General features: G+C 57.1%; 8 protein-coding genes. 7 read left to right on the forward strand and 1 reads right to left on the reverse strand.

Annotated features, from left to right (window positions below; all coding sequences use genetic code 11):
• The first annotated feature begins 2 nt into the window (after positions 1–2).
• The 7 genes from AUC61_RS01560 (at position 3) to AUC61_RS01590 (ending at position 8,517) form a co-directional block, all read left to right on the forward strand.
• Entirely contained in the window at positions 3–1,361 is a 1,359-nt protein-coding gene (locus AUC61_RS01560) for a glutamine synthetase family protein (RefSeq protein ID WP_027900697.1), read from the forward strand.
• A gap of 197 nt (positions 1,362–1,558) precedes the next feature.
• Positions 1,559–2,923 carry an aspartate aminotransferase family protein gene (locus AUC61_RS01565; RefSeq protein WP_243244153.1) on the forward strand — a complete coding sequence of 455 codons (1,365 nt, stop codon included), beginning with the start codon at positions 1,559–1,561 and terminating at the stop codon, positions 2,921–2,923.
• 175 nt (positions 2,924–3,098) lie between these two features.
• On the forward strand, positions 3,099–4,193 hold the full coding sequence (locus AUC61_RS01570; protein ID WP_243244154.1) for a polyamine ABC transporter substrate-binding protein: 1,095 nt from the start codon (positions 3,099–3,101) through the stop codon (positions 4,191–4,193).
• A 232-nt stretch (positions 4,194–4,425) separates the two neighbouring features.
• Positions 4,426–5,520 (forward strand): polyamine ABC transporter substrate-binding protein, encoded by a 1,095-nt coding sequence (locus AUC61_RS01575; RefSeq protein ID WP_243244155.1) that lies wholly within the window; start codon positions 4,426–4,428, stop codon positions 5,518–5,520.
• A gap of 56 nt (positions 5,521–5,576) precedes the next feature.
• On the forward strand, positions 5,577–6,719 hold the full coding sequence (gene potA / locus AUC61_RS01580) for a polyamine ABC transporter ATP-binding protein (RefSeq protein ID WP_243244156.1): 1,143 nt from the start codon (positions 5,577–5,579) through the stop codon (positions 6,717–6,719).
• Positions 6,716–7,636 carry an ABC transporter permease subunit gene (locus AUC61_RS01585; RefSeq protein ID WP_243244157.1) on the forward strand — a complete coding sequence of 307 codons (921 nt, stop codon included), beginning with the start codon at positions 6,716–6,718 and terminating at the stop codon, positions 7,634–7,636. Before potA ends, AUC61_RS01585 begins: the two co-directional genes overlap by 4 nt.
• The gene (locus tag AUC61_RS01590; protein ID WP_027900691.1) at positions 7,633–8,517 is read left to right on the forward strand and encodes an ABC transporter permease subunit; all 885 of its coding nucleotides are present in this window, start codon (positions 7,633–7,635) and stop codon (positions 8,515–8,517) included. The genes AUC61_RS01585 and AUC61_RS01590 overlap by 4 nt, the downstream gene beginning before the upstream one ends.
• A 331-nt stretch (positions 8,518–8,848) precedes the next feature.
• On the opposite strand, the gene AUC61_RS01595 is transcribed toward AUC61_RS01590, so the two are convergent.
• A complete protein-coding gene (locus AUC61_RS01595; RefSeq protein ID WP_243244158.1) occupies positions 8,849–11,236 on the reverse strand; it encodes a penicillin acylase family protein in 2,388 nt (795 codons plus the stop codon).
• Positions 11,237–11,418 lie beyond the last annotated feature (182 nt).

Here is an 11,418-nt window from a genome sequence, read left to right on the forward strand (position 1 = left end):
TTATGAGTACCAACCTCGACCAGCTCACAGATTGGTTGAAAGAACACAAGATCACCGAAGTCGAATGCATGATTGCCGACTTGACCGGGATCACTCGCGGCAAGATTTCCCCCACCAACAAATTCATTGCCGAGAAGGGCATGCGCTTGCCGGAGAGCGTACTGCTGCAGACAGTGACCGGTGACTACGTCGAAGACGACATTTACTACGAATTGCTGGACCCGGCGGACATCGATATGTTCTGCCGTCCGGATGCCAACGCGGTGTATGTCGTGCCGTGGGCCATCGAACCTACCGCGCAGGTGATCCACGACACCTACGATAAGCAAGGCAACCCTATTGAGCTATCGCCGCGTAACGTCTTGAAGAAAGTGCTCAAGCTTTACGCCGATCAGGGCTGGCAGCCTATTGTTGCGCCGGAGATGGAGTTTTACCTCACCAAACGCAGCGATGACCCCGACTACCCGTTGCAGCCGCCTGTCGGGCGCTCCGGGCGTCCTGAGACCGGGCGTCAATCGTTCTCCATCGAAGCTGCCAACGAGTTTGATCCGCTGTTCGAAGACGTCTATGACTGGTGCGAACTGCAAAACCTCGACCTGGATACCCTGATCCACGAAGACGGCACGGCGCAGATGGAAATCAACTTCCGTCACGGTGACGCCTTGTCGTTGGCTGACCAGATTCTGGTGTTCAAGCGCACCATGCGTGAAGCCGCGCTCAAGCACGATGTTGCCGCGACCTTCATGGCCAAGCCGATGACGGGCGAACCGGGCAGCGCCATGCATTTGCACCAGAGCATCATCGATATCAAAACCGGCAAGAACATCTTCTCCAACGAAGACGGGACCATGAGCGAGTTGTTCCTGCAGCACATCGGCGGCTTGCAGAAGCTGATCCCCGAGCTGTTGCCGCTGTTCGCGCCTAACGTCAACTCGTTCCGTCGCTTCTTGCCGGACACTTCGGCCCCGGTAAACGTCGAGTGGGGCGAAGAGAACCGTACGGTTGGCTTGCGCGTCCCGGATGCCGGTCCGCAGAACCGTCGTGTGGAGAACCGCTTGCCCGGCGCTGACGCCAACCCTTATCTGGCGATTGCCGCGAGCCTGTTGTGTGGCTTCATTGGCATGGTTGAACACATCAACCCGAGCGCTCCGGTCGTCGGCCGTGGTTACGAGCGGCGCAACCTGCGTCTGCCACTGACCATTGAAGATGCCCTGGAGCGCATGGAAAACAGCAAGACCGTCGAGAAGTACCTGGGTGAGAAATTCATCAAGGGTTACGTGGCGGTCAAACGTGCAGAGCATGAAAACTTTAAACGCGTGATCAGTTCGTGGGAGCGGGAGTTCCTGCTGTTTGCTGTTTGATGAACGGCGCTGCAGTGCTGTTGTGAATGCAGTCCTGTGGGAGCCGAGCTTGCTCGCGATAGGGCTCACGCGATTTGTCCTTGATCGCGTAAAGCCTCATCGTCGGAATGCCGCCCAGACCAAGCCCGGCTCCCACATAACAGCCGCATTTCAGTCCGGATGATTTATGCGTTTCAAGCACCACAATGGAGTGCCACATGAGTTCCAAGAACCCGCAAACCCTCGAATGGCAGGCCTTGAGTAGTGAGCATCACCTGGCCCCGTTCAGTGATTACAAGCAACTCAAGGAAGTCGGTCCACGCATCATTACCCGCTCAAGCGGTGTGTATTTGTGGGACAGCGAAGGCAACAAGATCCTCGATGGCATGTCCGGCCTGTGGTGTGTCGCCATCGGCTATGGCCGTGAAGAACTGGCCGACGCTGCCGCCAAACAGATGCGCGAACTGCCGTACTACAACCTGTTCTTCATGACGGCCCACCCGCCGGTACTGGAGTTGGCCAAAGTCATCTCCGAGATTGCGCCTGAAGGCATGAATCATGTGTTCTTCACCGGTTCCGGCTCTGAAGGCAACGACACCATGCTGCGTATGGTTCGCCACTACTGGGCGATCAAGGGCCAGCCGAACAAGAAAACCATCATCAGCCGGGTAAACGGTTATCACGGCTCGACGGTGGCGGGCGCAAGCCTGGGCGGGATGACCTACATGCACGAGCAGGGTGACTTGCCGATCCCGGGCATCGTGCACATCCCGCAGCCGTACTGGTTTGGTGAAGGCGGTGACATGACGCCTGATGAGTTCGGTATCTGGGCTGCCGAGCAACTGGAGAAGAAGATTCTCGAACTGGGCGTGGACAACGTCGGTGCGCTTATTGCCGAGCCGATCCAGGGCGCGGGTGGCGTTATCGTGCCACCCGATACTTACTGGCCGAAGATCAAAGAGATCCTCGACAAGTACGACATCCTGTTCGTGGCTGATGAAGTGATTTGTGGTTTTGGCCGCACCGGTAAGTGGTTCGGTAGTGATTTCTACGGCCTCAAGCCGGACATGATGACCATCGCCAAAGGCCTGACCTCGGGTTACATCCCCATGGGCGGTCTGATCGTGCACGACGAAGTGGTCGCGGTACTTAATGATGGCGGCGATTTCAATCACGGCTTTACTTACTCGGGTCACCCGGTGGCCGCGGCCGTGGCGCTGGAGAACATTCGCATCCTGCGCGAAGAGAAAATCGTCGAACGGGTCAATGCAGAAACGGCACCATACTTGCAGAAACGTCTGCGTGAGCTGAGCGATCATCCGCTGGTGGGTGAAGTCCGAGGTGTGGGCCTGTTGGGGGCTATTGAACTGGTCAAGGACAAGGCAACCCGTGAGCGTTACACCGGTAAGGGCGCGGGCATGATTTGTCGAACCTTCTGCTTCAATAACGGCCTGATTATGCGGGCTGTAGGCGACACCATGATCATCGCGCCACCGTTGGTGATCAGCTTTGCGGAAATTGATGAGTTGGTCGAAAAAGCTCGCAAGTGCCTGGATCTGACGTTGGCTGAGCTGCAAGGTTGAACGCGAAATCTGTAGGAGCTGCCGAAGGCTGCGAATCGCGGTATTTCAAATGTACCGCTTTCGCAGCCTTCGGCAGCTCCTACAGAGATCGGCGTTGATAAGCTTGAAACACCGGTCAGTAACTTGCCAGACTAATGGCTAGAAGCCGCTACCTAATAACACTGGAGTTGTACACATGAAGAAATTTGGCAAGACCCTCCTAGCTTTGTCCCTATTGGGCGTCGTAGCGGCCGCGCAGGCCGACGACAAAGTGCTGCACGTGTACAACTGGTCCGATTACATCGCCAAGGACACCATCGCCAAATTCGAAAAAGAGTCGGGCATCAAAGTCGTCTACGACGTGTTCGACAGCAACGAAACCCTTGAAGCCAAGTTGCTCGCAGGCAAGTCCGGTTACGACGTGGTCGTGCCGTCGAACAACTTCCTGGCCAAGCAGATCAAAGCCGGGGTGTATCAGCCACTGGACAAGTCCAAGCTGACTAACTACAAAAACCTGAATACGGACCTGCTCAAAGCCGTATCGGTCAGCGACCCCGACAACAAGCACGCCTTCCCGTACATGTGGGGTTCGATCGGTATCGGCATCAACCCGGACAAAGTCAAAGCCGCCCTGGGTGCCGACGCTCCGGTCAACTCCTGGGACCTGCTGTTCAAGCCTGAGAATGCAGCCAAGCTGAAGTCGTGCGGTATCAGCTTCCTCGATTCGCCAACTGAAATGCTGCCGATTGCCCTGCATTACCTGGGCTACCCGACTGACAGCCAGGACAAGAAGCAACTGGCTGAGGCCGAGGCGCTGTTCCTGAAAATCCGTCCTTCGATTGGTTACTTCCACTCGTCGAAATACATTTCCGACCTGGCCAACGGCAACATCTGCGTAGCGGTCGGTTACTCGGGCGATATCTATCAGGCCAAGTCCCGTGCTGAAGAAGCCGGTGGCAAGGTCAAGGTCAGCTACAACATTCCGAAAGAAGGTGCAGGTAGCTTCTACGACATGGTGGCAATCCCTAAAGACGCGGAAAACGTTGAAGGTGCCTACAAGTTCATGAACTTCCTGATGCAGCCGGAAATCATGGCCGAGATCACCAACGAAGTGCGTTTCCCGAACGGTAACTCGGCGGCAACGGCCCTGGTCGACAAAGACATCACCAGCGACCCGGGTGTTTACCCACCTGCTGACGTGCTGGCCAAGCTTTACGCCATCGCTGATTTGCCAGCCGCCACACAGCGGATCATGACCCGTAGCTGGACCAAGATTAAGTCGGGTAAATAATCCCGGTTGACGGAAAACCTGTGGGAGCTGCCGAAGGCTGCGATAGCGGTGTGTCAGAGACATCAATCGCAGCCTTCGGCAGCTTCTACAGGTAATTCCAAGGCACTGTCACATAAAGTTTTTTTGCGATACGCGGTCAACAACGGTAAGTTGCGCCCCCGGATTTTTCCGACCTGATCTGCTCAATTTTCCGACACGGGCTCCAGACCCCACCTCAAAAAGGATTGTTCACGTGTCTATTTCTTTATTTGCCAAATCCATGCTCGCCGCCGCCACGCTGACTGTTGCAGCCGGAGCGCACGCGGCGTCCACCGTGCATATTTATAACTGGTCCGATTACATCGGCAAAAGCACCCTCGAAGACTTCGAGAAGACCACCGGCATCAAGCCGATGTACGACGTGTTCGACTCCAACGAAACCCTGGAAGCCAAGCTGCTGGCGGGCCGAACGGGCTATGACGTGGTTGTGCCGTCGAATCACTTTCTGGGCAAGCAAATCAAGGCTGGCGCTTTCCAGAAACTCGACAAGAACCAACTGCCGAACTACAAGAATCTCGACCCGGCGCTGCTCAAGCGTCTGGAAAAAAACGATCCGGGTAACCAGTACGCCGTGCCATATCTGTGGGGCACCAACGGTATCGGTTACAACGTAGAAAAAGTAAAAGCCGCGCTGGGCGTCGATAAAATCGACTCGTGGTCGGTGCTGTTCGAACCCGAAAACATCAAGAAGCTGCAGAGCTGTGGCGTAGCCATGCTCGATTCTGCCGATGAAATGCTTCCGGCAATGCTCAATTATCTTGGGCTGAATCCCAACAGCACGAACGAGGCCGACTATAAAAAGGCCGAAGCCAAGCTCATGGAAATTCGTCCTTACGTGACCTATTTCCACTCCTCGAAATACATCACCGATCTGGCCAATGGCGACATCTGCGTTGCGGCAGGCTTCTCGGGCGACGTGTTCCAGGCCAAGGCCCGGGCTGAAGAAGCAGGCAAAGGCGTGAACATTGCCTATAGCATCCCGAAAGAGGGCGGCAACCTGTGGTTCGACATGCTGGCGATCCCTGCGGACTCGAAAAATACCAAGCAGGCTCACGCATTCATCAATTACATCCTTGAGCCCAAGGTCATCGCCGAAGTCAGCGATGAGGTCGGCTATGCCAACCCGAACCCGGCTTCCGACGAGTTCATGGACAAAGACATTCGTGCAGACGAGGCGGTCTATCCGTCCAAGGAAGTTCAGGAGCGCCTGTACGTCAATTCCGAGCTGCCGCCGAAGATTCAGCGTGTCATGACACGCAGCTGGACCCGAATCAAATCCGGTAAATAAAAGACCCCGCGCCCGGCCATGCAGGCCGGGCTGCAAACCAGTTGGGAGTTTCACCCATGGCAGTTGCCTCCGGCGCCTACAAGAAATCACTCGAAGGCGATCAGCAACCCAAGCAGGTGCTGGTCAAGATCGATCGGGTCACGAAGAAATTCGACGAGACGATTGCCGTGGACGACGTGTCCCTGCAAATCAACAAGGGCGAGATTTTTGCCTTGCTGGGTGGCTCTGGTTCCGGCAAATCAACGTTGCTGCGCATGCTGGCCGGTTTCGAACGGCCGACTGAAGGCCGGATCTACCTCGACGGCGTCGACATCACGGACATGCCGCCGTACGACCGTCCGATCAACATGATGTTTCAGTCCTACGCGCTGTTCCCGCACATGACCGTGGAACAGAACATCGCGTTCGGTCTGCAACAGGACAAGCTGCCGAAAGCTGAGATCACCGAGCGTGTGGCCGAAATGCTCAGGCTGGTGCAGATGACCCAGTACGCACGACGCAAGCCGCACCAACTGTCTGGCGGCCAACGTCAGCGGGTGGCGCTGGCTCGTTCCCTGGCGAAGAAGCCCAAGCTGTTGCTGCTCGACGAGCCGATGGGTGCGCTGGACAAGAAACTGCGTTCGCAGATGCAGCTGGAGCTGGTGGAGATCATCGAGCGGGTTGGCGTGACCTGCGTAATGGTGACGCACGACCAGGAAGAAGCCATGACCATGGCTGAACGCATCGCGATCATGCACCTGGGCTGGATTGCTCAGATCGGCAGCCCTATCGATATTTACGAAACGCCGACCAGCCGTCTGGTCTGCGAATTCATTGGTAACGTCAACCTGTTCGAAGGCGAAGTGATCGAGGACATGGAAGGTCATGCCCTGATTCGCAGCCCCGAGCTGGAGCGCAATATCTATGTCGGTCACGGCGTAACGACTTCGGTGGAAGACAAGCACATCACTTACGCGTTGCGTCCGGAGAAACTGCTGGTCACCACCGAACAGCCGTCTTTCGAATACAACTGGTCGCGCGGCAAAGTCCACGACATTGCGTATCTGGGCGGTCACTCGGTGTTCTACGTGCAACTGCCGTGCGGAAAGCTCGTGCAGTCGTTCGTGGCTAACGCTGAGCGTCAGGGCACCCGGCCAACCTGGGGCGATGAAGTGTTTGTCTGGTGGGAAGACGACAGCGGCGTGGTATTGCGCTCATGAAGATACGCAAAATCAAGCGTGCCCTGGACCGGGTTGTACCCACCGGTCGGCAACTGGTCATTGGAGCGCCGTTTCTCTGGCTGTTCCTGTTCTTTGCCTTGCCGTTTCTGATCGTCATCAAGATCAGCTTCGCTGAAGCCGACGTGGCGATTCCGCCCTACACGGAAATTTTCAGCTACGCCGAGCAGAAGTTTGAGGTCATCCTCAACTTCGCCAACTACGCGCTGCTGACAGGCGATGACCTATACATTTCGGCCTATCTCGGTTCGCTGAAAATGGCGTTCTTCAGCACCTTGCTGTGCTTGCTGATCGGCTTCCCGATGGCCTACGCCATTGCGACCGCGCGCAAGGAACTGCAAACCGTGCTGTTGCTGCTGATCATGATGCCGACCTGGACCGCGATCCTGATCCGGGTTTACGCGTGGATGGGCATCCTCAGTAACAACGGGCTGCTCAATGCATTCTTGATGTGGCTCGGCCTGATCGACGAGCCGTTGCAGATACTCAATACCAACCTCGCGGTGTATATCGGCGTTGTGTATTCGTACCTGCCGTTCATGATCCTGCCGCTGTATGCCAACCTGGTAAAACACGACTCGAGTCTGCTCGAAGCCGCGTCTGACCTGGGTTCGAGCACTTTCAACAGTTTCTGGAAAATCACCGTGCCGTTGTCTAAAAACGGGGTGATTGCCGGCTGCATGCTGGTGTTCATTCCAGTGGTCGGCGAGTTTGTTATTCCTGAACTGCTGGGCGGCCCGGAAACCCTGATGATTGGCCGCGTGCTGTGGCAAGAGTTCTTCAATAACCGCGACTGGCCAGTGGCTTCGGCGTTGGCGGTGATCATGCTGTTGATCCTGATCGTGCCGATCATTCTGTTCAACCGCAGTCAGGCCAAAGAGCTGGAGGGCAGGGCATGAGAGGCTTTCGATTCTCGAACATGATGCTGGTCCTTGGCCTGCTGTTCATCTATGCGCCGATGGTGATTCTGGTCATCTACTCGTTCAACGCCTCCAAACTGGTAACGGTCTGGGGTGGCTGGTCGGTGCACTGGTATGTCGGGCTGCTGGATAACTCGCAACTGATGGGCTCGGTGATGCGCTCCCTGGAAATCGCCACCTACACAGCGATTGCTGCGGTAGCGCTGGGCACCATGGCAGCGTTCGTGTTGACCCGTATCACGCGCTTCAAAGGCCGCACGTTTTTTGGCGGGCTGGTTACAGCGCCGCTGGTGATGCCTGAAGTGATTACCGGTCTGTCGCTGTTGCTGCTGTTTGTGGCCATGGCGCAACTGATTGGCTGGCCGCAGGAGCGCGGCATCGTCACCATCTGGATCGCTCACACCACGTTCTGCGCGGCTTATGTGGCTGTAGTGGTTTCGGCACGGTTGCGTGAGCTGGACCTGTCTATTGAAGAAGCGGCCATGGATCTTGGAGCGCGGCCATGGAAGGTGTTCTTCCTGATCACCATCCCGATGATTGCGCCATCGCTGGCGGCGGGGGCCATGATGTCTTTTGCGCTGTCGCTGGACGATCTGGTACTGGCAAGCTTCGTGTCCGGTCCTGGCTCGACGACATTGCCAATGGAAGTGTTCTCTGCCGTGCGCCTGGGCGTGAAGCCGGAAATCAACGCTGTAGCGAGCCTGATTCTGCTGGCCGTTTCGTGTGCGACCTTCCTGGTCTGGTTCTTCAGCCGCCGTGCCGAGCAACAGCGCAAGAAAGCCATCCAGCAAGCCATCGAAGAAAGCGCGGCGGATAGCTACAAACAGCCCGACCCACGCCGCGCCGCTGCGCCGGTGTGATGATCTTCAGTATGTAGGTGACCTTGTGGGAGCCGAGCTTGCTCGCGATGAGGATGAATGCGGTTCACTTTCGATCACGTCCAGCCCAATCGCGAGCAAGCTCGGCTCCCACAGATCAGCCCCCGGCATCAACCTCAAGGTGCCTTGGGCATTCTTCGCCACATCCTCTTCGCTCAGATGCTGCGGTAGGTACTCATCGTTGATGAAGGCCTGTGCCGGTTTAAAGCGTCAGGTAAATTCCGGTAGGAGCGAACTTGTTCGCGAGGCGGTATAACTGTTTTAGGCAGGATCATCGCCTCGCGAACAAGTTCGCTCCTACCGGGCCTGGGTATTAGCCACTTGGCACCAACCGCAACGTCCCCTTGGCGTTCTTCGCCACATCCTCTTCGCTCAGATGCTGCGGCACGTACTCGCCGTTGATGTAGGTCTGTGCCTGATCCGAGTAGTGTTGATCAAATAGCACACCGCTCTGTCCTACGGGGTTGATGCCGAGCGCATGGGCCGGGTCGGCGAAGTCGATCAGGCGGCGGGTTGAGGGGCCATAACCGACGGGCCAGGGTGCAGGCCCGATTCGAGACGAAAGATTGTTTGGCACCTCATGCGTGCCCGGCGCTGCGAACGGCCCGACGTTTAAAAGCTGATCCAGCGGCTTTTGCGTACCCAGCGGATGCGCGTGGGTCAGGGTGTGGGCTTTGCCCCAGCGCCATTCGTCTGCGTTGAGCCCGTATGTGGATTTAAGGTGCGAGACCGTGGCGTGCCAAGCGACCTTGACCGTCTGTGCCCGGTTTTCTTCAAACGGCGAATTACGATTGTTCCACCACGGCGAACTGGCGTCGGCGGCCACGCGGGGCAGGGCGGCATCGATCACTCTTGTTGATAGCAGCGTTTCGAAGAGACCATCGCTCAGCTCATCGTGGAAGACCTCTTCGCTCAGGTCGAAGAGGAACTGGTTAAACAGCGTGGCACCCACCGAATCAACCCCATAGTCGCCTTTCCAGTTGGCCAGCCGTTCTACCAGCGCTTTCTCTTCCGGATCGCTGATGACATCGCGGAGCACGGGAAGCAGCGGCTGTAGAACCCGGTTGGCATAATCGGTCTGCGTACCCAGTTGCAGCGCCTTGCTGTTATCCAGATCCCACTTGACCGATGCATCACTCAGTTGCCGATTCAACTGCTGACCGCGATCAGCCAGATTGTAGTAACCAGGGATCTGCATGCCGGTGGGCGAGAGGGGCTGGAAGTTGGCTGAGACGATGTAGCCGCGCGCAGGGTTTTCTTCCTGCGGGTTGGCGCTGAAGGGGTAGAAGCCCAGTTTGTCGGCTTGCTCAGTGCTGCCATCAAGAATGTAGTTAGGGTTCACGCCTTCGGGACGAATCGGCAACTGCGCCGCCGCCCACCAACCAATGTCGCCTTTGGCATTGGCCCAGACGATATTCAATCCCGGTGCCTGAATTTTCTCTGCGGCAGTGCGCATCTTATCCAGCGTATCGGCGCGGTTTACTTCGTAGAAGCCTTCCAGAATCGGATTCTCCGACTCCAGGAATGACCACCACATTGCAACCGGCGTGGTGCTCGCGGTGGCGCCCATTACGTCGTTGACGATAGGGCCGTGAGGCGACCTGCGCAGTGTCAGCGTGACCGGTGCTTCGCCTTTGACCGCGATCTGTTGTTCGGTGGTGGTCATGTCGACCCACTGTCCGTGATACCAGACTTGATTGGGGTTCTGCGGGTTGGTTTTCTCGGCGATCAGGTCCAGGTCATCGTTCTGGAACATGGTCAGGCTCCAGCCGAAGTCCATGTTGTTGCCCAGCGACGCGAAAGGGTTGAGCGCCTGATGATGGCCGTACAGCTCAAAGCCCGGCGCGGACAGGTGCGCTTCGTACCACACCGCTGGCACCGAGAAGCGGATATGCGGATCGCCCGCCAATAACGGCTTGCCGCTTTGGGTCCGGCTGCCGGCAACAGCCCATGCATTGCTGCCTTCAAACTGCGGCAGGCCTGCCTGCTCAAGCGCCTCATTGCTCAAATAAGCGAGCTGATTGAGGCTCTTCCAGTCGGCTGTCGAGAGTTTGGCTGGTTGATCAAGAACGCCTTGGGGCTGCCAGTCGAGATCAAATACTTTCAGGTAATCAGCACCCAGTTCGTCACGCACATAGGTCAGCAAAGGCTCGGTGCGAAAGGCTGCGGCAAAGCTGTAGGCCATGTAGCCGCCCACGCTCAAAGTGTCTTCGGCAGTGAACGGTCGCTTGGGGATGCCCAGCACGTCGAACTCCAGTGGTTTGGCGTGGCTGTCCTGATACTGATTAATACCGTCGAGGTAGGCTTGCAGGGCCTTCCAGGTAGGCGTGTCCTTGTCGTGGCGGGCGACGTAGTCGTCGGCGTGTTCACGAATACGCAGGCTGCGGAACAGTTTGTCCGTCGCCACCAGTTTGGGACCCAGTACTTCAGCCAGTTCACCTCGTGCCAGACGACGGACCATTTCCATCTGGAACAGTCGGTCCTGAGCCTGCACATAGCCCAGTGCGCGATACAGATCAGCTTCGTTTTCGGCGCGGATATGCGGCACGCCTCGCTCGTCATAACGCACGCTGACCGGCGCCTGAAGGTGAGCAAGGGCGATTTCGCCGTCACGCTGCGGTTGCTTGCTGTGCAGATACCAGGCACCCGCGCCGACGACGAGGGCAATGATGAATACAAGAATAGAAAGGCTGCGTTTCATCCGGCTTCTCAGCTAAGGCGACAAGACGCGATTGTAGGCATATTGGATGGCCAGACGCATCGCTTCACATTTGGGTGCAATCCTGTGGGAGCGGCCAAGTGTCCATCATCATCGCGCCAAACGGTGGACTTGTAGGAGCGCACGAGCACCGCGAGGCCGCGATAGCGGTGTATCAGACAGAT

This window comes from Pseudomonas maioricensis (genome assembly GCF_022790535.1).
Classification (GTDB): domain Bacteria; phylum Pseudomonadota; class Gammaproteobacteria; order Pseudomonadales; family Pseudomonadaceae; genus Aquipseudomonas; species Aquipseudomonas maioricensis.

Excerpts from the sequence above, each read along its gene's own strand:
- AUC61_RS01595 (WP_243244158.1), bottom strand. The coding sequence starts at position 11,236 with ATGAAACGCAGCCTTTCTATTCTTGTATTCATCATTGCCCTCGTCGTC.
- AUC61_RS01565 (WP_243244153.1), top strand. The coding sequence starts at position 1,559 with ATGAGTTCCAAGAACCCGCAAACCCTCGAATGGCAGGCCTTGAGTAGT.
- AUC61_RS01560 (WP_027900697.1), top strand. The coding sequence starts at position 3 with ATGAGTACCAACCTCGACCAGCTCACAGATTGGTTGAAAGAACACAAG.
- potA (WP_243244156.1), top strand. The coding sequence starts at position 5,577 with ATGGCAGTTGCCTCCGGCGCCTACAAGAAATCACTCGAAGGCGATCAG.
- AUC61_RS01585 (WP_243244157.1), top strand. The coding sequence starts at position 6,716 with ATGAAGATACGCAAAATCAAGCGTGCCCTGGACCGGGTTGTACCCACC.
- AUC61_RS01590 (WP_027900691.1), top strand. The coding sequence starts at position 7,633 with ATGAGAGGCTTTCGATTCTCGAACATGATGCTGGTCCTTGGCCTGCTG.
- AUC61_RS01570 (WP_243244154.1), top strand. The coding sequence starts at position 3,099 with ATGAAGAAATTTGGCAAGACCCTCCTAGCTTTGTCCCTATTGGGCGTC.